The sequence below is a fragment of the Bacteroides sp. AF20-13LB genome (genome assembly GCF_003603065.1).
Classification (GTDB): domain Bacteria; phylum Bacteroidota; class Bacteroidia; order Bacteroidales; family Bacteroidaceae; genus Bacteroides; species Bacteroides uniformis.
Window position 1 is genome coordinate 33100 of record NZ_QTMH01000015.1, and the last position, 21814, is coordinate 54913.

General features: G+C 49.5%; 14 protein-coding genes. 8 read left to right on the top strand and 6 right to left on the bottom strand.

Translation table 11 applies throughout. The annotated features are described in order from the left end of the window. Positions 1–60 precede the first annotated feature (60 nt). From DWX62_RS17565 to DWX62_RS17580, 4 genes are read right to left on the bottom strand one after another with little or no spacing between them, the layout of a single operon-like run. Positions 61–2643 (bottom strand): glycoside hydrolase family 3 N-terminal domain-containing protein, encoded by a 2583-nt coding sequence (locus DWX62_RS17565; RefSeq protein WP_120173040.1) that lies wholly within the window; start codon positions 2641–2643, stop codon positions 61–63. A 15-nt stretch (positions 2644–2658) separates the two neighbouring features. Beyond that, positions 2659–4077, bottom strand: a complete 1419-nt coding sequence (locus DWX62_RS17570; RefSeq protein ID WP_005829667.1) for a Gfo/Idh/MocA family oxidoreductase — start codon at positions 4075–4077, stop codon at positions 2659–2661. Between the two features lie 59 nt (positions 4078–4136). Then, positions 4137–5684, bottom strand: coding sequence for a RagB/SusD family nutrient uptake outer membrane protein (locus DWX62_RS17575; protein ID WP_057253866.1), 1548 nt, complete (start codon positions 5682–5684; stop codon positions 4137–4139). Positions 5685–5705: 21 nt separating this feature from the next. Then, positions 5706–9170, bottom strand: a complete 3465-nt coding sequence (locus DWX62_RS17580) for a TonB-dependent receptor (RefSeq protein ID WP_117681583.1) — start codon at positions 9168–9170, stop codon at positions 5706–5708. 302 nt (positions 9171–9472) lie between these two features. Here DWX62_RS17580 and DWX62_RS17585 point away from each other — a divergent pair, with 302 nt between their 5' ends. From DWX62_RS17585 to DWX62_RS17600, 4 genes are all read left to right on the top strand, one after another. After that, entirely contained in the window at positions 9473–10069 is a 597-nt protein-coding gene (locus DWX62_RS17585) for an RNA polymerase sigma-70 factor (RefSeq protein ID WP_005829674.1), read from the top strand. A 7-nt stretch (positions 10070–10076) separates the two neighbouring features. After that, on the top strand, positions 10077–11087 hold the full coding sequence (locus DWX62_RS17590; RefSeq protein WP_005829676.1) for a FecR family protein: 1011 nt from the start codon (positions 10077–10079) through the stop codon (positions 11085–11087). A gap of 4 nt (positions 11088–11091) precedes the next feature. Beyond that, the gene (locus DWX62_RS17595) at positions 11092–12228 is read left to right on the top strand and encodes a Gfo/Idh/MocA family oxidoreductase (RefSeq protein WP_005829678.1); all 1137 of its coding nucleotides are present in this window, start codon (positions 11092–11094) and stop codon (positions 12226–12228) included. A 99-nt stretch (positions 12229–12327) separates the two neighbouring features. Further along, positions 12328–13383, top strand: coding sequence for a Gfo/Idh/MocA family oxidoreductase (locus DWX62_RS17600; protein WP_008664244.1), 1056 nt, complete (start codon positions 12328–12330; stop codon positions 13381–13383). Between the two features lie 11 nt (positions 13384–13394). Here the strand turns inward: DWX62_RS17600 and DWX62_RS17605 are convergent, their stop codons facing one another. Together DWX62_RS17605 and DWX62_RS17610 are read right to left on the bottom strand one after the other, a co-directional pair. Beyond that, on the bottom strand, positions 13395–14255 hold the full coding sequence (locus DWX62_RS17605; RefSeq protein ID WP_005829682.1) for a hypothetical protein: 861 nt from the start codon (positions 14253–14255) through the stop codon (positions 13395–13397). A 67-nt stretch (positions 14256–14322) separates the two neighbouring features. After that, entirely contained in the window at positions 14323–15378 is a 1056-nt protein-coding gene (locus tag DWX62_RS17610) for a porin (protein WP_057253864.1), read from the bottom strand. Between the two features lie 287 nt (positions 15379–15665). Here DWX62_RS17610 and DWX62_RS17615 point away from each other — a divergent pair, with 287 nt between their 5' ends. The 4 genes from DWX62_RS17615 to xseA all read left to right on the top strand — a co-directional run bounded on the left by DWX62_RS17615 (position 15666) and on the right by xseA (position 21749). Then, positions 15666–17948 carry an exo-alpha-sialidase gene (locus DWX62_RS17615; RefSeq protein ID WP_243636286.1) on the top strand — a complete coding sequence of 761 codons (2283 nt, stop codon included), beginning with the start codon at positions 15666–15668 and terminating at the stop codon, positions 17946–17948. Between the two features lie 98 nt (positions 17949–18046). Then, positions 18047–19114 carry a tRNA 2-thiouridine(34) synthase MnmA gene (mnmA, locus tag DWX62_RS17620; protein ID WP_117681587.1) on the top strand — a complete coding sequence of 356 codons (1068 nt, stop codon included), beginning with the start codon at positions 18047–18049 and terminating at the stop codon, positions 19112–19114. 30 nt (positions 19115–19144) lie between these two features. After that, complete coding sequence (locus DWX62_RS17625) at positions 19145–20512, top strand: S8 family serine peptidase (RefSeq protein WP_117681588.1); 1368 nt, start codon at positions 19145–19147, stop codon at positions 20510–20512. Positions 20513–20516: 4 nt separating this feature from the next. Further along, positions 20517–21749 (top strand): exodeoxyribonuclease VII large subunit, encoded by a 1233-nt coding sequence (xseA, locus tag DWX62_RS17630; protein WP_117681589.1) that lies wholly within the window; start codon positions 20517–20519, stop codon positions 21747–21749. The last annotated feature ends 65 nt before the right edge of the window (positions 21750–21814 follow it).

Genomic DNA, 21814 nt, shown 5'->3' on the forward strand with positions numbered 1-21814 from the left:
TCTCGTGCATGAATACCTATTGTCTTTTGATTCTTCTCCCTTACTCTTTCACGTTCACGGCTAAAGGTCTGTTCCGTTTCTGATTGTAATCAGAATGCTGCTCTTTCCAGCCACGTTGACCTCCTCGTTTAGATATCCGGATTTGCGGAAAACAAGTATATCATCTTCCGGTACCTCTATGGTATATCTGCCGCTTTTATCAGTGACACCCACCACCCGTTGCTGTGCGGTAGAGTAGATTTCCACTCTGTCTGCCGGAGTGGCCTGCACATCGCGCACCATGCCTTTGATGGATATAATGGTTCCTTTACCTATTTCTTTTCCGGCTTGTCTTTGTTCTGTTTGGTGCCCATCGGCAGAGGTCTTTCCTATACCGATGATGTCTTTCAACAAGATATGGTCTGAAGCATCTCCCATTTGTATCTCAAAGTTACCAGGTTCTACTGCCGTCTGTCCGTTTTCGTTAGTAAAGGCTAAATCTTCGATGGCAAAGTGCAGGGGGACTTGAACTTCTTCATCGGGTTTCAGCTCTACTTTCTGAAACGCTTTCAACTGCCTGACCGGGGTGGATATGGAGCTAAACACATCCCTTACGTAGAGTTGCGGTACGGCTTTACCCGCCCGTGTTCCGGTGTTTTTCACTGTTACAAGGACTTTTACCGAATCCGTTGTTTGTTCTATCTGCAAATCCGCATACTCAAAGGTTGTATAGGTCAGTCCGTGCCCGAAGGCCCATAAGGGACCGGGAGAGGAGAATACATAGTCCCTACCGGGCTGTTCATAACTTCCCGGTTTATGATAGAATCCCCGGTCCGTAGGCAAGTGGTTGTAATAGGCAGGCAGATGTCCGCTGCTTTTGGGGAACGAGACGGTCAGATGGCCGGAAGGATTTGTCTTTCCGAACAGAATATCGGCGATGGAGCTGCCTTCCTGCTCTCCTGCATACCATTGTACAAGGATGGCGGGTATATGCTCCTTTTCCCATGCGATGGCGAAAGGCTTTCCCGTAACCAAGACCAGCACGACCGGTTTCCCGGTGGCATGGACGGCTTGTATCAACTTCCCTTGGGCACCTGTCAGAGAAAGGTCGGTAAGGTCGAAGCCCTCTCCGCAGTTGGTTTCGTGGTAATCCCTTGCCAGCGAGGCGCTAGCGCTGCCGCAGAACAGAATAGCTGCATCGCTCTGCCGTGCCGCTTCAACAGCCGCCGCAATTTGCGTGGTATCCATGGACATCATGTTGCATCCTTTGGCATAACGTATCTTTATGCCGACCGGTTCCACCTGCTTGCGTATGCCTTCCAGCGGGGTGATGCCATCTTGGTTGGTACGGCTCCAAGTATAATCTCCAAACTGCACCTGGTCTGCGTTCGGTCCGATGACAGCAATGGATTTCAACTGAGATAGGTTTAGCGGTAGCAGGTCCTTGTCATTCTTCAAAAGGACGGTAGATTCATCGGCTATCTGTCGCGCTACCTGGATATTCTCCTGCGAGTGCAAGGAGTGTCCTGCAAATCTGTCTCCATAAGGGTCCTCGAACAATCCCATACGGAATTTGGCAAGAAGAACCCTGCTCACTGCCTTGTCGATAATCCCTTCATCTACTTTTTTCTCCTTGACCAGTGCAGCCAGATGTGGGAAACATTCGCTGGAGGCTTCTACGTCCAATCCGGCAACAATGGCTTGCACCGCTGCTTCCGCTTGGTTGGAGGCGGTACGCTGGAAGGTGTGTAGCATGTCTATGGCTCCCCAGTCAGAATATATATACCCTTGAAAGCCCCAGCGGTTGCGCAGGACCTCGGTGAGCAGATAGTGTGAGGAGGAGTTGGGGACACGGTTCCATGAATTGTAGGTGGACATCACAGCGTGTATCGGCAGGGAGGTGACAACCCGTTTGAACGGTTGGAGATAGACATCATGCAGTTCTCCCACACCGCAATGGACCGAGGCAAGGTTGAGACCTCCCAACGGGTTGCCATGCGGACCATAATGTTTCAGCATAGGGGATATTCCGTTGTCCAGATAGCCTTTTGCCTCTTCATAAGCGAAGATGCCATTCAGGAAAGGGTCTTCGCCGTAACTCTCTTCTACACGCCCCCATCTTAAATCGCGCACCACGTCTATGCATGGTGCCAGAATCTGACAGATGCCTTGATAATGCAGTTCTTTGGATATCTCTGCGGCACGACGGTAGGCCAGCTCCGGATTGAAAGTGGAAGCCAGTGCGATGTTCTGCGGGTAGATGGTGGAGCCTTCGTGTACCGAACCGTGCAAGGCTTCGGCAACTGTGAAGACCGGAATTCCGAGCCGGGTATGCTTCACCATATATTCTTGTATGCGCCGCATGTGCCGGTGGCAGCTTTCTCCAGTCAGCGGGAATCCTTCTACAAATCCCCAGCACAAGTCACCTACGAATTCTTGCAACTTGGTTTCGTTGAGGTCTTGCTCGTCAAAGATATTCCAGGAGTGAATGTGGCGTATTTGGGCGATTTTCTCTTCCAGTGTCATCCGTCGGAGAAGGTCGGTGGTACGTTCCTCGGGCGAGAGTGTGGGGTCTTTATAGGACTGTGCCTGCAGGGGTAGCGTAGCTACCCCGCAGAACAACAGTATGGGTGTTAAGAAATGAGATAAAAAGGTCGGTTTCATAAAATGGCTTTTTTCTTATTGGGCGAAAGCGTGTCGATAGCCTTGTATCTTGTTCCATGCTCCCCGTGTGAAGTCGGGCACTTCTACGGGAACCGAACCATTCTCGATGGAGAGTTTGGTCAGCGGGATGAGTGAGCACCACTCGGCAAGGTCGTAGACGTCCATATCCAGCGGCAGACCGTTGTGCAAGCAGTAGATGAGGCGTGAATCCATGATGAAGTCCATTCCGCCATGTCCACCCACTTCCTTAGCTCTTTCTTCCATGTCCTTGATGATGGGGTCCTTGTATTGCTCCATCAGTCTGCTTTTGGCAGCTTCGGGCATGTATTCGTGGGCAGTGAAGGTCTGCCCGCTGGTGATGGTTTCTGGAAGGTTCTTACTTTCCAGAGCATATCCTTCCATCGGATATTTATCGGCAAATCCTTGTGTTCCGGATAATTGGTACAAACGGCTGTAAGGGCGGGGGGAGGCCACGTTGTGCTCAATCTGGATGGTTTTACCTTTTTCTGTACGTATCAAGGTAAGTGTGACTTCTCCGTTCTGGAAGTTCTTGGCATCTTCGGTCCTTCCGTGCTTATCCAGGTAATCGGGAAGGGAAACGGGATCGCTGTCCATGGCCACCAGATACTTCATACGGTCGCCCCGGTGAATGTCCAGCAACTGGCATGCCGGACCCATTCCATGAGTGGGGTATACGTCTCCCCGGTGGGCCATGTTGTACTGCATGCGCCAGTCGGCATTATAGTCCGGCCAGATATCGTATAGACAATGGTTGTATGCTCCTTTCACATGGGTGATATTTCCGAAAAGACCCTGCTGCGCCATGTTCAGGGTGGTAATCTCAAAGAAGTCATAGACACAGTTTTCCAGCATCATGCAGTGTTTGCGGGTACGTTCTGCGGTGTCTATCACTTTCCAAATTTCATCCAGTGTCATGGCGGCGGGTACTTCGCAAGCCACGTGTTTTCCGTGCTCCATAGCATAAATCATCATGGGAGCATGGTGTATCCAGTCGGTGGCTATATAGATAAGGTCTATGTCATCGCGTTCGCACACTTGTTTCCAGACATCTTCACTGCCGTAGTAGGTGGTTGCTTCGGGCATGTTGGCGCGACTCAGCATGTTTTGGCAGCTGTCCACTCGGAACTGGTTCAAGTCGCACAGAGCCTTTACCTGGATTCCTTTTTGATAGGTGAAGCGGCGGATGGCTTCGGTACCCCGGGCGCCCAGACCGATAAATCCGATGCGCACGGTTTCGATAGGTTCGCAGGTCAGCCCCACTACATCGGTCTGTCCGGCAGGGCGGGGTGGTGTGGAGACACTTATCTGTGTTTCGGCTCTCTTTGAGTCAGAGGTGCAGGCGGAGAAATGGAAGAGGCCGCCAAGCAATAGGGCTATCAGTAATACTGTGTGAAAAGTATATCTTGTTTTCATAGGATATTGTATTTAAATGATTCCCCAATCTCCTGAATGGGGACGAGGAGCAATGGATATTAATAACCGGGATTCTGTGTAACCAATCCCTTACCGTCGTTGATGGCCGAGAGTGGTAACGGATATAATTCCTTGTTCTTGTTGGCATAGGCCGTACCTTTTACCGTTTCGGCATGTTCCACGAACTTGTTAAAGCGAATCAAGTCGGCACGGTATTGTCCGTTCTCACACCATAGTTCATGGCTTCTTTCCTTCAGTAGTATTTCCACGAACTTTTCTTCCGTATTGACCTCACTGTTGCTGATACCATCCAGTCCGGCTCTGTTGCGGATGGTGTTGATGTGGGTCATCGCTTCTTCCTTATCCGCAGCAGATGAGCCGGGTTTCAGATAGAGCGCTTCTGCCAGTGTCAGATACACATCTGCCAGACGGTAGATAATCGGGTCGATAGAACTTTTGCCTCCATTGCCAGTGACGTTGGTGTCGTAGCCGTATTTCAATGGAATAGGACCTAACTCAAGGTGTGAACTGGGGTTCTCACGATCTACGATGTCACCGTTTTGAGCCTGGTAAGAAGTCACCAGATAAGTCTTACGGACGTCATTTTCCTCAAAGCTATCATAGAAATACCAGGTGCTGTTCACGCATTCGTATCCACTTGCCATACCATGGTCTGCAAAGTCGGTGGGCAGTACGAACATGTGCCAGTCATTCCAGCTTACTGCTTCCGTGTTGACGGGGATTGCCCATATTATTTCCGTATTGCTCTTACCTTGTCCACCTATCTCAAACATCTTCGTATAGTCTGCAGACAAGCGGTAACCGTAAGACGAACTCATCAGTTCGCGGGCAATCGTTTCTACTTTTGTGTAGTAACTCTTGTCGTCTGGGCTCTCGTGCAGATAGAGCCTGATGAGGAGCATATTGGCAAGTCCCTGGCTGAATCTGCCGTATTCGGCTTCTGCTGGGGTGGGCAGGTAGCTAGCTGCAAAGATCAGGTCTTCTTCTATGAACTTTACCATTTCCTCTTTGGAAAGGCGTGCCAGCGGCTTTTCCACTGTGGGATTTTCCAGTACTTCCAGCGGAGCTATGACCAGTGGACCGAACATGTCGTACAAGGTATAGGAAATGAGTCCGCGGGCACATCTTATTTCCGCAGCGTAGCGTTGTTTCTTCTCCGTGCTCAGGAAGTCGCATGCTTCAATCTGTGCCAGTACGGAGGTGCAGCGGCTGATGTCATTGAGCCAACCGTCGCTGTATGCATCTGTATCTGTGTAGTAGAAGCGGGTAAGGTCGGCGGTGGTTGGGAAAAAGTTAAGGTCGGATACGTCTTTCAGGAAACCGGATTTGCAGGTTAGAATTTCTGTGGTAAGGTCGTTTACTACGGTTACTCCGCGTTCACTGGTTGAGAAGAGCCCGTCGAACCAGCTGGAGCGTACAGAGTAGTAGCATGAGTTGACCATCGACTCAACGTCTGTTTCCGTTTGTGGAAAATTGGACGGATTGATGTCGGAATAGTCTATGGGGTCAAGGTCTATGCAGCTGTTCAGAGACAAGCCTCCCATCAGAGCTGCTGCCAATATAAATAGTTTACAGTACTTTTTCATAAGAATACTTTTTATAAATGATTAGAATGAAACATCTACACCGAAGCTGAAGGTACGTGCATTGGGATAGGCTGCCGCATAAGCATCTGTTTCGGGGTCAAGGCCTTTATAGGGAGTGATGACAAACAGGTTGTTGACGGAAGCATGGAAACGTACATTACTCAGCACCTTAGTTTTTGCCAGTAAAGACTTGGGCAGTGTATATCCCAGGCTGATGTTCTGCAGACGGATGAACCAGGCTTTCTGGTAGAAGAAGTCTCCTGCCGTATAGTTAGTTCCGGTGATGTAGTAAGAGCTGGGACGTGTGGTCGACGGATTGTCGAAGGTCCATCTGTCTTTGATGGTTCGCAACATGTTGTAGCCGCTTTGGGCGATTCCACCGCCGTTTACGCCGAAATCCATTTCAGTGGGGTCCTGCATGATGCGGTCGAACATACCGTTGAACATGATATTGAGGTCGAAACCTTTGTACTTGAATGTATTGGTCATACTTGCCATCCAGCCCGGGTCCAACGTACCGATAAGTTCGGTGTCGGCTTCGTCTATGATGCCGTCGGGGCGTCCCAGCAGCATGAAGCGACCGTTCTCATCCACTTTCGGGTTGCCGTTTTCATCGCGTACATAGCCGTCGAGGTCCTTGATGACAATCTGTCCCGGACGCAGGTCCGGCTGTGCGGTAGGAGCTTCTTCACCTATCTGCATGATATGGTCGGCACGGCGGGAGTAGATGGCTCGTATCGGGTCTGTCTCTTTCTCATATACGTTCGGTTTCCAGTCCGGAGTGCGTTCTTTCCAGCGATCTTTGTATTTGGTATACGTCAGTGATGTTTCCCAGAAGAAGTCTTTGGTGACAATGTTGCGGGTATTCAAGGTGACTTCGATACCACGGCTCTGCGTCTTGCCGATGTTTGCCATTACTTGCTTCACCTCCTGATAGGTATTCAGGGGCTTGTAGTTCAGCAGGTCCGAAATCACTCTCTGGTAGAGTTCCACAGAACCAGTGATGCGACTCTTCAAGAAGCCGAAGTCCAGTCCGAGATTCCATTCAGTTGTCGTTTCCCATTTCAAGTCTGGATTTTCAAGGCGGCTTTTCATGACGCCGCTTACCGTTTTGTAGTCGGAGTTTATCCAGCTGCCTTGTGCTCCGTAGCTGGCAAAGGCATTGGTACTGATGTCTGCATTACCGGTCTGTCCCCAGCTGAGACGCAGTTTGAGGTTGGATAGCCAGTCAATGTTGCGCATAAAGTTTTCTTCGCTCATGGTCCATCCAGCTGCAACCGATGGGAAATATCCCCATTTGTTGTTCTTGGCAAATACGCTGGCACCGTCGGCACGCAGTGTAGCTGTCAGCAGATAGCGGTTCTTCAGAATGTATCCGGCACGGAAGAAGTAGGACATCATCTTATTCTCGGTAGAGGTGGATTTGGTGATTTTGGTACCTGTACCGGCATCCATGTTGTTCCAGAGGAATGCATCTGTGATGAAATTGTTGTTGCCCAGTTCCGATGCGTCATAATTGAATTTTTCGTAAGAGGTGCCTGCCAGCAGGTTGATGCTGTGGATATCTGCGAAAGTGCGCTGATAGGTGGCAGTTGCTTCCATCAGATACTGGTTGTTGTCGGTATTGTAGATGTAGGCTACACCATTCAGATTCTTTCCGTTCAGCGTGCTGCGGGGCTGGTAGGTTTTGCGGTCCACATTGGCGTGGTCCAAACCGGCGTTGACGCGCAGTGTCAGTCCTGCGATGGGTTTTGCTTCGATGAAGATATTACCCAAGAGGCGGTCAGTACGTCCTTTGTCCGTATTGTTCAGCAAGGAGTAGGGGTTGGGCTGTTGTCCCAGTAAGGGGTTGATGGGATACGTACCGGTTGCTTCGTCATACGCCTGGATATTGGGACCCATCTGTATGGCAGAGCGAATGATACCGGAGTTTTCGAATTGCCCGGAACCTAACTGAGTGTTGTCGTTGTCGATGCGGGTCAATGTAAGGTTCAGACCTGCCTTGAAGATGTTCAGAAACTTCTGGTCAATGTTTGCTTTGGCAGTATAACGAGTCATACCGGAATTCTTGACGATACCCTGGTGGTCGTAATAGTTGAACGACACCATGTATTGCGTACTTTCACTACCACCTTGCAGGTTGACGTTGTGTTCCTGTATCTGTCCGTCGCGTGTAATCAGTCCTAACCAGTCGGTTCCGGGGCCGGCGCCTGCAATGTCATTGTCCGAGTAAGGTCGGCTGTATGCCACTCCGTTGGCAGGATTGGCTTGTGCTTCTTCCAGCGTTCTGTTTCCCCAAGGGGACACGTTGTTGTTCCATAACCAGGATTCCCAGGTGGTGCTGTTCTTTTCTACCATCCATTCTTGCAGAGACAAGAGGTCATAATTGTCTGTGTATTTCTGGAAAGAGTAGTTGTATGAGTAGTTCACACGGGCTTTCCCCTCCTTACCTCTTTTGGTGGTGATGATAACGACACCGTTGGCAGCACGTGCACCGTAGATGGAAGTGGCACTGGCATCTTTCAGCACTTCGATGGATTCTACATCGTTCGGATTCAGGAAGTTTAGGATTCCTTGTGTACCCGGGTCCATTTTGGCATCTCCACCCGAGGCTTGGTCCAGCTTAGCGATGGGGAAACCGTCTACGATATAGAGCGGGTCATTGCTGGCATTGACGGAACCGGCACCGCGGACCAGAATGTCCAGACCGCCACCGGGCTGTGCGCTGTTCTGGCGGATATAGAGTCCGGCAGCCTTACCTTCGAGTGCATGTCCGATGGAAGATACGCCGTTCAAGTTTAGGTCGTCTCCTTTTACACTGGACACAGAGCCCGTCAAGTCGCGTTTCTTGACCGTACCGTATCCTACCACTACCACGTCATCCAACATTTTGCTGTCCTCCTCCAGCACAATCTGCTGGAACTTGTTGTTCTTTAAGGTCACTTCCTGGGTAGTGTACCCTATATAAGAGACAACGAGTGTGCTTCCGGTAGGTACTTCCAGTGAATAATTACCGTCTATGTCGGTAATGCATCCTAGAGTACTGCCTTTGACAAGAATGTTTGCACCGATGACGGGGATACTGTTCTTGTCCGTCACTTGTCCTTTGGCAAGTATGACCTTACCAGACTGCGACGGGGCGTTATCTTGTTTTTGGGTTAGAAGAATTCGTTTTTCGGAGATTGAATAGGCAATATTCGTATTCCTCAAAGCTTGTTCCAGGGCGGCGTTGATGGATGCATTCCGTACATTTACAGTGACATGCTGTTTCACGTCTACTTGTTGTTGTTCATAGAAGAATTTAAAGTCTGTCTGCTGTTCAATGCTTTGAATGAATGCGGATAGAGGTTTGTCGGTCAGGTTGATGTTGATACCTGCATTCTGTGCATGAGAAGCAAGAGGGAATATGCCTGCAATAAGCAGTAATAGAAGACAAAGTCCTTTTGGACATCTTGTCAGGGCATTCTGTGACCAGTATGTTCCCATAATGAATTAGATTTTAGTTAATAATAATTTTTCTCTTTAATGTTTTAAGGCCTTTATTAATTAAAGAGTCCGGCAAATATAGAATTACTCATTTGAAAATAGAAATAAAACATTTATTAACATTCATGATGAATATTGTTCCTGCACCTCGTTAAAAAACTCCTTTTTTTTGGCAGATGATATGGAAACCTTTATATTTGGACGCTCTTTAATGTTCTGGTCCCTTTTTTATTAACCCGTTTTGATAATCTGGTTCATATTGTTATGCCTATGAATAACTATACTTGAAAAGGAGGGGATACATGGAAGAACATATTCTCTTTTCCAAAATACAGCAGGGGGATGCCGCTTCTTTTGAGTGGTTGTACAAAAAGTACCATCCCAGGATGTACGTCTTTTGCTACGGATTGTTGCATGACAGTGACAAGGCAAAGGACATTGTCCAGGAGTGCTTTATCGCCTTCTGGGAACATCGTACTCATATTGATGCTCCCGAAGCCATCAGTGCTTACCTGTTCCGCATTATGAAGAATCTCTGCGTGAAACAAATCCGCCGGGATACCATACTGAATAACTTTTCTAAAATAGAGACGATGACCCTGCGGGAACTAGAACTTGCCAGTTATACGGCTGAGCATAATATTTTGAATGATCTTTATTTCAAGGATTTGAATAAGAGGTATCTGGAAGCGCTTGACAAGCTGCCCAAGCAGTGCCAAACCATTTTCAGAATGAATCGGAACCAAGGAATGCGTAGCGACGAGATAGCCGGAGTGCTGAATCTGTCTGTGCGTACCGTTGAGAACCAACTTTACCGCGGACTCAAACTAATTAAGAAATCATTGGGTGATTATCTGCCCGTATTAATTCTGCTATTTGTCAAAGATTTGTTTAAATAACGATGTGATGATGATAAACGAAGATTATTTTATAAAATACCTGAAGAATGAACTGACGGAGGAAGAAACCCGGCAGTTGATAGCTTGGGTGAAGGAAAAGAAGGAGAATCAGGACTTCCTTTTCTCGCTGAAGGACTCTTATGTATATCTCAATTATGAGAATGATTGCAAGGAAGCGGATACGGAACACGAGTGGCAGAAGTTTGCTCAGAGAACCGGTCTGTCACAGCAGGCGGGCACACCTCCAAAAAAGAAGAATGTGTCATGGAGGCGTTTCTTCCTTTACGCCGCTGTTGTCGTGGTCGTTGCCTTCGTGGGCTGGCAGGCCAATGCTTATTACTCTGGTATCAGTTCATCTGTGGAGCTGGTTACTCTGGAAACAGAAGTAGGACAGCAGGCCAGGACTGTGCTGCCAGATGGCTCTACGGTGTTGCTGAACGCTTGTTCCAAACTGACCTATTCATTGGGGGGGTGGCGGAAAGCACGCGGTGTACAGCTGGAGGGAGAAGCGATATTCGATGTGAAGCATAAAAATGGTAAACCGTTTTATGTACATACCCGTCACTATGACATCCGCGTTCTGGGAACGAATTTCAATGTCTCTTCCTATGCGGAAGAAGCCGAGGACATTGTGACCTTGAAAAATGGAAAGGTGGAGATTGATGTGGAAGGTATTGTCGAGAATGCGGTGTTGGTACCCGGGGAAAGTTTTGTCTATGACAACCGCTCCGGAACTTACAAGATAGAGAAGCGTTCGTTGAACCAGATATACGCATGGGAACATAAGGAGATTGTTTTTGAGGGGCATACTCTGGAAAATAAGAAAGAAGAATTGTCCCGGCATTTCGGTTATCGCTTCCAGATAGCGCCGGAGTTGCATCAGCTCAGTTTCAAAGCGACTTTGCGCGATGAAAGCCTGAATGAATTTCTGTCGTTGCTATGTAGCATTACTCCGCAGTTGTCCTATCGCATAGATGCAACCCATAAAGTTGTAGAGTTGGTAAAATTAGAGAAATAGGAAGATGGATAAGGTGAGGACTGCTTTTATCGGTGTGGGATACCGTGGCAAACAACTGTTTAGATTATTGCAGAATATACCTTTCTTTCAGGTTCAGGCAGTTGCCGACCCGGGTGTGAAGTCGTCGGAAATATCCGGTATCCCTTGCTATAACCAAGGGGAGGATGCCTGCCTTGACATGCTGAAGGAGCATCATCCGGAATTGGTGTTTATCGCCTCTCCCTGGCAATACCATGTGCAGCATGCCTTGCTATGTGTGGAGCACGGGTGCCACGTGGCGTTGGAGATTAAGGGAGGGCTCTATATTGATGAATATACTCCTTTGATGGAACTGGCAGAGCAGCATGGCTGCCGCGTATATCCTTTGGAGAATACACTTTTTATGCGCGAAAACCTTTCCATTCTCAATATAGTGGAATCAGGTCTGTTGGGAGAGATTGTCTACATGCGAGGTGGCTATCGGCACGACCTGCGGCACTTGTTGCTGGACGATGCGGGCAATATCGGTAATCGGGAAAAGACGGAAAGCGTCTGGCGTAGCAAGTTCTATCAAGAGGAGAACGGTGACCTTTATCCCACCCATGGTCTGGCTCCCCTTTGCATGATTGCGGGCATCAACCGGAAAGACCGGATTAGAAGTCTTACCTCATTCGCCTCCAAACCGGCGGGCATGTTGCAGCGTATCAAAGACCTCGGTGGAAATACAGATGTAGAGATACGGACGGGAGATGTTGTCATCACTCAGTTGGAAACGGAAAACGGCATCCTTCTCTCGCTGACCCACGACACCACCTTGCCCCGTCCGCGCAGTTTGGACTTCGAGATACAAGGCACGAAAGGAATCTGGCAGGGAGACAGACGGCTTATATATATAGAAGGGAGCAGTCCCGATGAGACTTGGGAGGCGGACCGTACTTATATAGACTGCTATGAACATTCCTATTGGCAACAGTGGGGTAGGAAGGCACTGGAAGTTGATAGCCATCATCAGGGGATGGACTACATCATGTTGAAAGCTCTGGAAGCAGACTTAAAGGAGGAATACCCTTATCCGGCCACATTAGATGATTTGGCTTTATGGACATCCGTCACGCCTTGGTCGAAAATCTCTATCTCTGAACGAAGAACCGTTCGTTTGTGAATTTTAGCTTTCTTGCCCAGCTGAAACTTTATCACTCTCCGTTCATTGAATTATAGCATTGGATTTATTAATTTTGCAGGAAAGAAAAAAGAATATCATATGGACAAAATAAGAACTGGATTAGCCGCTTACGGAATGTCGGGACGTGTTTTCCATGCTCCCTTCATCTCCACCAACCCTCATTTTGAATTGACTGCCGTTACGGAGCGCAGTAAGGAACTCTCCCGGGAAAAGTATCCCGACGCTTGTATTGTGCGGAGTTTTGAGGAACTTATCGGACTGGAAGGGTTGGATTTGGTTGTCATCAACACACCGGACAGCACTCATTATGAGTATGCCCGCCGCGCCCTCGAAGCTGGCAAGCATGTGGTTGTGGAGAAGCCTTTCACTACCACCGTGGCAGAAGCTGAGGAGCTGGTGGCACTTGCCGCAAGCCGGGGGCTGACCTTGAGCGTTTACCAGAATCGCCGGTGGGACGGCGATTTTCTGACGGTCAAGGAAATACTGTCCAAAGGCCTGCTGGGACATCTGGTGGAGTTTGAATCCACCTTCCCCCGTTATCGTAATTTTATCAAGCCGAATACTTGGAAGGAAACCGGACAAGATGGCGGTGGCTTGACCTATAACCTGGGCGCCCACGTCATAGACCAGGCTGTGCAGCTGTTCGGTATGCCCGAAGCCGTCTTTGCAGATATTGCCACGTTGCGCAAGGACAGCAAGGTAGACGACTACTTCATCATTCATTTGCTACGCCCCTCAAAGGCACCCGAAGTAAAGATAACGCTGAAATCCAGCTATCTGATGTGTGCGAGCGAACCCCGTTTCGTCCTCCACGGCAGGGAAGGTTCTTACGTGAAATATGGTTTCGACCCGCAGGAAGCCGCCTTGAACGAAGGCGTATTGCCCGTCACTCCGCACTGGGGCGAGGAGGACAAATCCTCTTGGGGGATACTTCATACGGAAAAGGGCGGTAGAATCGTGCATGAACCTTATCCAAGCCTTCCCGGTGATTATGCAGCTTTTTACGAGAATATCTATCGGCATATTTGTCACGGCGAACCTTTGCAGAGCGATGCCCGCGAGGTGGTCGGAGTCATCCGCTTGATAGAGGCAGGCTGGGAAAGCAGCCGTATGCAGCGTGTGGTTCGTATCTGATAGAAAATCTTTTACCCGGTAGGGATGTGCAGCTTCACATGTGTCAACCGGGTGTATTTCGTACTTCCTATTATATAGGTACGCGCGATGCGTGCCGATGCTATCTCCATCAGTTCCCCTACCTGGTAGGCATGTTCCACGGCGGGCAGCTGGCATGATTTCCGGCTTGCCGTGCGTGCATTCAGCCGGATGCTGACGAAGTTGCCGATGGAGTCTTTCAGCTTCAGCACCTGGCGCACATAGAAATAAGGAGTGGTCCCTTTGAGCTGCGTCTTGTAGGGGTTGTCCTCCAGTCGCACGCTGAACACCGTCAGCGTCAGGTTCTCCACTTTTTCGCCTTCCTTCCCCAGAAAACGTCCGCCGGTGGTCTGGTACGTTTTTCTCCGTTGTATGTCGAGATGGACCGAATGGTAAATCTTGGCAATCTGTACAAAACGTTCCTGCTTGGGGATGCGTGGTTGGAATTTGAAAGCTATCCACGTAAGATAGGCAGGGTCTATACGGAGGATTTCGTGCAGGAAGTGTCCGTGGTATTTGCCTACGGAGATAATGTCGTCCCCTTTGCTCTGCATTCTTTTGGCATTGTACTCCACAAGCAACAGGCTGCGCGGTGAGTAGAAGCATAGCGTGCTTGCCATCCGCAGCGTTTCGTGAATGTCGGTGGAAAGGTCGCAAATGTAGAAGATGGACTGTCTTCCGGGCAGTGGAGAGTAAATCCATAAAGTATATTGGAGATGCTCCGGTCGGGGCAGTACGACAAGATAGGCGCCCACTTCCTTATAAGAGGCTCTCCCTTGATTGTATGCATTCAGCTTACTATACAATAAGTCTTGTTCAGTCTGCAGTATGCCGGGTATGATTGGATTTGCCATAACTCGGAATAATTTATTCCAAATATACCTTTTTGGAATGAAAAAAGCAAGGGGAAGTCAGGAAATATCAGAAGCGTACCATCAATTCCAATACCACCTTGTCTTGTTCCGACTCTTTCGCTATGCTGTTTTTGGCATAGAAGTATTTCTCGTAGTTCAGCCGGAGGTCTGTGCGGAATGCCTTGCTGAGGCTGAAGGTGATGCCGCCCGTCAGGCGTTGGCGTTTGTAGTCGGTCACTGTCAATCTGCCGGTTTCCTCATCGGCGGTTTTGGCGTCGCTCTGGTCGGTCATCATGTCGTAGCGTAGCAGGAAAGACATCTTGTTGAATACTTTTCGTAGAGGCAGGTCGTAGTTGATGAAGGTGTTGACGGCGTGTACATCTTTGAAAGCGTTGCCGGAATATTGCTTGTACAAGTATTCGCCTTCGATATGGAAACGGCCGGTTTCGTAGTAAGCGCCGATGTCATAGGACTGCATGCGTACTTCTTCCGGTTGGATACTCTGCACGCTTAGTGTCAGGTTCAGTCCTTTGGTGAAGAGAAACTGGGCTTTGGCGGAGTAGTTCACTTCCTTGTGCCATTCTTTCTGGTTGGTCAGTCCGGAACCGTTGAAAAGTCCTCCTTCCACGGTGATAGGTACATCGGTAGGCAGGGTATATCCTACTGTGAATCCCACGTCCCGTACATTGCCCACTTGCTTGGCGATAAACGAGCGGTTGGGGAAGTATTGCTGGTGCGGCGAGCGGTGGGCGTCGATGGTGAAGGGGACGCGCATTTGTCCGGCGGTGACTGTCAGTCCTTTTGTCGGGAAAAGCCGGGCGTAGGCATCCAGCATCTTGATTTGGCCTTCGTCGGAGAGGTCTATCTCGGCTTTGTAGGCTACGCTGGGCAATACGTTGCCCGTCACGCTGACGCGGGCATTGCGTACTTCGAAACGTCCTGCACCCATGGTGGTCTGATATTCGTATTTGGCGCGGATGGTTCCGTGGACTTCCGGCAGGTAGTCTTTGGTTTCCATTTTCTCCTTTTCAATCTTTTTTCCGTCCTCATTGATGGAGGGCGTTTGGGCAATTGCGGCCAACGGCAGCAGGGCAATCAGTACTGTCAATGCACTTTTTTTCATAATCTGTTGTTGTCGAATGATTTGTCGGCGACAAAGTTCGGACATACGTGTTGTGTTTTTGTGTCATATATGTTGCATTGTTGTTACAAAAAACTGTTGGAGGGAAGAACTGCGATGGGTGCCGTTTTAATCTTTTTATGGCTTGATTTAGTTTCTTGTTTTTATTAAAACGTTGGTTGTTAGGATTGTATGTGTACTGCCACAAATGTTTCAGTCTGAAATATCAATGAAATATTCTTATCTTTGAAGGAAATATCAAGAACGTTTGTTTTAGAACCCTGATGCTTATGAAAAGACAGTTGTTTTTAGCAGGAATAAGTTTGATACTGGGCGGCATGCCGATGCTTGCTCAAGATATATCTTCGGTGAATTCCGTTTCTTACGAATGGAAGAGCGTACCGATAGTGGGAGGAGGCTTTGTGGACGGTATCGTTTTTCACCCAGAAGCTCCTGGTGTCCGTTATTGCCGCACCGATATGGGAGGAGCCTACCGGTGGGACGCTGCTTCCAACCAGTGGACGCCCTTGCTGGACTGGATAAGTCTGGATGAAAGTAATCTGCAGGGGGTGGAGAGCATTGCCATCGACCCGCAGAATCCGCAGAACGTGTATATTGCCTGCGGTACGTATACCAGTAGCTCCAATGGGGCCATACTTTGTTCTTATGATGGCGGCAGAACCTTTGCCCGTGTCGATGTGCCCTTTACGATGGGTGGCAACGAGAACGGGCGTGGTAATGGAGAACGGATGATGGTGGACCCGCAGAATGGGAATATCATTTATATGGGAACCCGTTTGCATGGTTTGTGGCGCAGTATGGATAAGGGGCAGAGCTGGGCACGGGTGGTGTCTTTCCCGGATGTCTCCGAGAAGTTCAATCCTGCCGACCGTGCTGCATGGGGGAATCGCGGTAGTGGCATTGTCTGCATAGTCTACGATGTACAAGGTACTCAAGATGGGCGTGGTACCCGTGACATTTATGTGGCGGCTTCATTGATGGGAAGGGAAAATCTGTTCGTGAGCCACGACTATGGTGAAAGCTGGCAGCCGGTTGAGGGGCAGCCGGTGCAGTATCGTCCCACACATATGGTTTTGACCGGTGACGGCCAATTAGTATTGACGTACGGAGATACTCCCGGTCCGAGTCAGATGGAGGACGGTGGAGTTTGGAAGTACGATATACGTAAAGACAAATGGACGGACATTTCGCCCGTCCGACTGTCCGATGGCGGAAAAGCGGGATTTGGCTATGCAGCCGTATCAGTGGATGCCCGTAATCCGAAACATCTGATTGCCAGTACACACAGCTTGGGAGGCAAACACGGTTATAAGAGTGATGAGATGTTCCGTACGACCGACGGTGGCAAAAGCTGGAAACCGATTTTCAAGACGGGATATGAGTATGATTATTCTAAAGCTCCCTATACAGAGGTGGCGCCCCTGCACTGGATGTTCGACATTGAGATAGACCCTGCCGACGCCGAACATGCCATGTTTACCACTGGTTTCGGTGGTTGGGAAACTTTCAATCTATCGGCCGTGGAACGCGGGGAACCGGTGAAATGGAGCATCATGTCTGCCGGTATTGAAGAGACCGTGCCCCTCGAACTTTATGCTCCCGAAAAAGGCGCGCGCCTGATTTCCGGTATCGGTGACTATGGTGGCTTTACGCATTTCGACCTCAATCGGCCCGATCCGTTGGGCAGTCATGCCAATCCTCATTTCGGTAATACGAATGGAGTGACGGGTGCCTGGTTGAAGCAGGATTTGATAGTCAGAGTGGGAACTTTGTTCGGCCACCAGCCGGGTGCACGCACCATCTCCTATTCAGAAGACGGAGGCAGGAGTTGGAACATGTGTGCTACTGTTCCCGTAGAGAAGGCGCGCAACGGGCATATTGCCGTTTCGGCCGACGGCTCTTCCTGGATTTGGACACCCGACCGTTCCACCGCTTTTCTGACCCGCGACAAAGGGAATTCGTGGATGTCTTGTCAAGGCCTGCCGGAGAATATCCGTGTCATAGCCGACAAAGTGAATCCCAAACGTTTTTATGCCGTGGATGCTGTTGCCGGACTTCTATACAGCAGCGAAGATGGCGGGGCGACCTTCCATACCGATACTCTGCAACTGGCTGTAAAAACACTCCGGCGGGGCAATGCCTCTCTGACGAATCGCAGGGGTGACCCGCGCGGAGGGCAAGACCGTATTTATTCGACTCCCGGTCGTGAGGGAGATTTGTGGATTGCCGCTTACGATGGCCTGTACCATTCCACTACCCGTACGGGATTTGATTTTCGTGCGCTGGACAAAGTCCGTACTATCTATGCCTTCGGTTTTGGCAAGGCAAAGCCGGGCAGTAACTATCCGGCCCTTTATCTGATTGGCGTTGTCAACGGTCAGTACGGCTTTTTCCGCTCAGACGATGCTGCCGTTTCCTGGATGCGTATTAACGATGATGCTCATCAATACGGGTTGGTTCTGCATATCTGTGGGGATATGCAGGAGTATGGCAGGGTCTATATAGGGACACATGGACGGGGGATTGTGACGGGAGTGCCCTCTTCCGATTGACAAGTTCTTTATGTGAAGGCATGCTAAAAAGGCATGCCTTTTCTCTATCTTCTGCTCGAAATCATGTATTTTTGCAGACTAATTCATTGGTTTCTGATATGAGTACACCTGAAAAGCGAGTATTGGTCGGTATGAGCGGTGGTATAGACAGTACTGCCACTTGCCTGATGTTGAAGGAGCAGGGCTATGAGATAGTCGGTCTCACCATGTGGGTGTGGGGAGACGAACCGGTAGAAGCCCACCAACTGGCAGACAGCATGGGGATTGAACATCATGTGGCAGATGAGCGCGAAGCCTTCCGACAGATAATCGTACAGAATTTTATAGATGAATATTGTCAGGGTCGGACTCCGAACCCTTGTGTGATGTGTAATCCGCTGTTCAAGTTCCGTATTCTTGCGGAGTGGGCAGACAAGCTGGGGTGTGCCTATATTGCTACCGGACATTACACCCGTCTGGAGGAACGGAACGGTAAGGTTTATATCATAGCCGGGGATGATGACAAGAAAGACCAGTCCTACTTTTTGTGGAGACTGGGGCAGGAGTTGCTGAAGCGTTGTATCTTCCCCTTAGGCACCTATACCAAGCAGCAAGTCCGCGAATACCTCCGCGACAAAGGTTATACCGTCAAGGCGGAAGAAGGCGAGAGCATGGAGGTCTGCTTCATTAAAGGTGATTACCGTGATTTCCTGCGCGAACACTCTCCGGAGATAGACCGCGAGGTGGGACCGGGATGGTTTGTCAATTCGGAAGGCGTTAAGCTGGGTGAACACAAAGGCTTTCCCTATTACACCATCGGGCAGCGCAAGGGACTCGAAATAGCCTTGGGCAAACCTGCCTACGTCTTGAAAATCAATCCTCAGAAGAATACGGTGATGCTGGGAGACGCCGAACAGCTGAAGACGGGATATATGCTTGCCGAACATGAGAATTTGGTGGATGAGGGAGAGTTTTTTGAAAGCAAGGAGCTAACCGTACGTATCCGTTATCGCAGTAAACCGATTCCTTGCGACGTGAAGCGCCTGGAGGACGGTCGTCTGCTGGTACACTTCCAGACGGAAGCCTCTGCCATAGCTCCGGGACAGTCTGCCGTATTCTATATAGGCCGAAGGGTAGTGGGCGGTTCCTTTATCGCTTCCCAAAGAGGCATCGGGATGTTCCTTTAATTTTTAATTTATAATTTATAATTTATAATTGTGAAAAGACTTCTACTCCTTTCCACCTTTGTCCTGCTTGCGGCAGGAGCATCGGCACAACAAGATACATTGAAGTATCGCATCAGCCTGAAGGATAAGGCTGCCACCACGTATTCCTTGGAACACCCGGAAGCGTTTCTTTCTGAAAAGGCGATTGCCCGTCGGCATAAGCAGAACCTGCCGATAGATTCTACCGACTTGCCGGTGTGCCGCAAGTACGTGGACGAAATTCGCCATCAGGGCGTAAATGTTGTGGTTACCGGTAAATGGGAGAACTTCGTCACGGTATCTTGCAATGACTCTACCTTGATAGACCGTATTGCCGCACTACCTTTTGTCTGCGCTACGGAAAAAGTCTGGATAGCTCCCAAAGGTGACAGTCCGATGATGTCTACCGGACGCGATTCTTTGATTAACCAGCCGAGTGTACATCCTGACAGTATCTATGGACTTGCCGTTAGCCAGATACAGATGAGTAATGGTGATAAATTGCACCAGGGAGGGTTCAAGGGGCAGGGCATGACGATTGCAGTTATCGATGCCGGTTTTCATAATGCCGATAAGATAACTGCCATGCAGAACATCCGGGTGTTGGGAACCAAAGATTTTGTAAATCAGCAGGCAGACATCTTTGCAGAGAGCAGTCATGGCATGATGGTACTGTCCTGCATCGGCATGAACCAGCCCGGCATTATGACCGGTACGGCGCCTGAGGCTTCTTTCTGGTTGCTGCGTAGCGAAGACGAGTATTCCGAGCATTTGGTCGAGCAGGACTATTGGTCTGCAGCGGTGGAGTTTGCCGATAGTGTAGGGGTGGATGTACTCAATACTTCATTGGGATATTACACTTTTGACGACAAGTCGAAAGATTATAGGTTCCGTGATTTGGACGGACGCCATGCACTGATGTCCCGTCAGGCTTCACACGTTGCGGACAAAGGAATGGTGCTGGTGTGCAGTGCCGGCAATTCTGGTATGGGTTCGTGGAAGAAAATCACACCTCCGGGAGATGCGGAGAACGTGCTGACCGTGGGCGCTATTGACAAGGAAGCCGTACTGGCTCCTTTCTCATCTATCGGGAATACGGCGGACCACCGGATAAAACCGGATGTGGTGGCTGTCGGCTTGGGGGCTGATGTCATACGTACGGATGGTAACCAGGGTAAGGCAAACGGTACGTCGTTTTCTTCTCCTATCATGTGTGGCATGGTGACTTGCTTGTGGCAGGCTTGCCCTGAACTTACGGCTAAAGAGGTGATAGAACTGGTACGCCGCTCCGGTGACCGTAAAGATTATCCCGATAATATATACGGTTATGGTGTGCCCGATATGTGGAAAGCATATCAGGATTATCTGCTCAAAAGATAGCCATATGGAATCGTTGTCTTTGTATGAGCTCAACGCCCTTGTGCGCCGCAGTCTGGAACAATGCCTTCCTGACGAGTGTTGGGTGCAGGCGGAGTTGAGTGATGTGCGTACCAATAGCACGGGGCATTGCTATCTGGAATTTGTGCAGAAAGATCCCCGCAGCAATAGTCTGATAGCTAAGGCGAGAGGTACCATCTGGGCAAATGTGTTTCGGCTGCTGAAACCCTATTTTGAGGAGGCTACGGGGCAGGCATTTGTTTCGGGCATCAAAGTGCTGGTGCAGGTCACTGTCAACTTCCATGAGCTTTATGGCTACAGCCTTACGGTGCAGGACATAGACCCCACCTATACCTTAGGCGATATGGCGCGCCGCCGCCGGGAAATATTGAAGCAGCTCGAGGAAGAGGGAGTGCTCACCCTGAACAAAGAACTCGATATGCCCTGCCTGCCGCAACGCATTGCCGTCATATCTTCACCCACGGCGGCCGGTTATGGTGATTTCTGCCATCAGCTGAAAAACAATTCCAAGGGTTTCTTCTTTTATACGGAACTGTTTCCTGCCCTGATGCAGGGCGACCGTGTGGAGGAGTCCGTTCTGTCTGCCCTCGACCGGGTGAATGCCCGCTTGTCCGAGTTTGATGTAGTGGTCATTATTCGTGGTGGAGGCGCCACGTCCGATTTGTCCGGCTTCGATACTTATCTGCTTGCTGCTGCATGTGCACAGTTTCCGTTGCCCATCCTGACGGGTATCGGCCACGAGCGGGATGACACGGTGCTGGATTCTGTGGCACATACCCGTGTAAAGACCCCTACGGCGGCTGCCGAATTCTTAATAGAGTCCATGGACAGCGCTGCCGATAAACTGGAGATGCTTGCTTCCCGCTTGCATGAGGGTGTCAGGAATCTGTTGCAGCAGGAACAGCGCAAACTTTCTGGTTACAAGAACCGGATTCCTTCTGCCGCATACCATCGTATATCCGATGCAAAAATGGCTTTGCTGACTGTGCGGAAAGATGTGGTGCAGGCTGTGACTTCCTCTTTGTTCCGCCATCGCCATCGCCTGGAATTGTTGCAACAACGATTGGCAGATGCTTCACCGGAAAAGTTGTTGGCTCGCGGTTACAGCATTACGTTGAAAGATGGGAAAGTAGTGAAGAATGCAGATGAACTGCAGGAGAATGATATGATAACAACCCGTCTGCAGAATGGTGAAGTGGTTTCAATAGTACATATTTAACTCTCATTCATGCAGTGTTTTGCAAGTCTCTGTATTTTATAAATATTACTTAAATCATTTAAAAT

Excerpts from the sequence above, each read along its gene's own strand:
- DWX62_RS17580 (WP_117681583.1), bottom strand. The coding sequence starts at position 9,170 with ATGGGAACATACTGGTCACAGAATGCCCTGACAAGATGTCCAAAAGGA.
- DWX62_RS17595 (WP_005829678.1), top strand. The coding sequence starts at position 11,092 with ATGGATAAGGTGAGGACTGCTTTTATCGGTGTGGGATACCGTGGCAAA.
- DWX62_RS17570 (WP_005829667.1), bottom strand. The coding sequence starts at position 4,077 with ATGAAAACAAGATATACTTTTCACACAGTATTACTGATAGCCCTATTG.
- DWX62_RS17615 (WP_243636286.1), top strand. The coding sequence starts at position 15,666 with ATGAAAAGACAGTTGTTTTTAGCAGGAATAAGTTTGATACTGGGCGGC.
- DWX62_RS17610 (WP_057253864.1), bottom strand. The coding sequence starts at position 15,378 with ATGAAAAAAAGTGCATTGACAGTACTGATTGCCCTGCTGCCGTTGGCC.
- mnmA (WP_117681587.1), top strand. The coding sequence starts at position 18,047 with ATGAGTACACCTGAAAAGCGAGTATTGGTCGGTATGAGCGGTGGTATA.
- DWX62_RS17600 (WP_008664244.1), top strand. The coding sequence starts at position 12,328 with ATGGACAAAATAAGAACTGGATTAGCCGCTTACGGAATGTCGGGACGT.
- xseA (WP_117681589.1), top strand. The coding sequence starts at position 20,517 with ATGGAATCGTTGTCTTTGTATGAGCTCAACGCCCTTGTGCGCCGCAGT.
- DWX62_RS17590 (WP_005829676.1), top strand. The coding sequence starts at position 10,077 with ATGATGATAAACGAAGATTATTTTATAAAATACCTGAAGAATGAACTG.
- DWX62_RS17575 (WP_057253866.1), bottom strand. The coding sequence starts at position 5,684 with ATGAAAAAGTACTGTAAACTATTTATATTGGCAGCAGCTCTGATGGGA.
- DWX62_RS17585 (WP_005829674.1), top strand. The coding sequence starts at position 9,473 with ATGGAAGAACATATTCTCTTTTCCAAAATACAGCAGGGGGATGCCGCT.
- DWX62_RS17565 (WP_120173040.1), bottom strand. The coding sequence starts at position 2,643 with ATGAAACCGACCTTTTTATCTCATTTCTTAACACCCATACTGTTGTTC.
- DWX62_RS17605 (WP_005829682.1), bottom strand. The coding sequence starts at position 14,255 with ATGGCAAATCCAATCATACCCGGCATACTGCAGACTGAACAAGACTTA.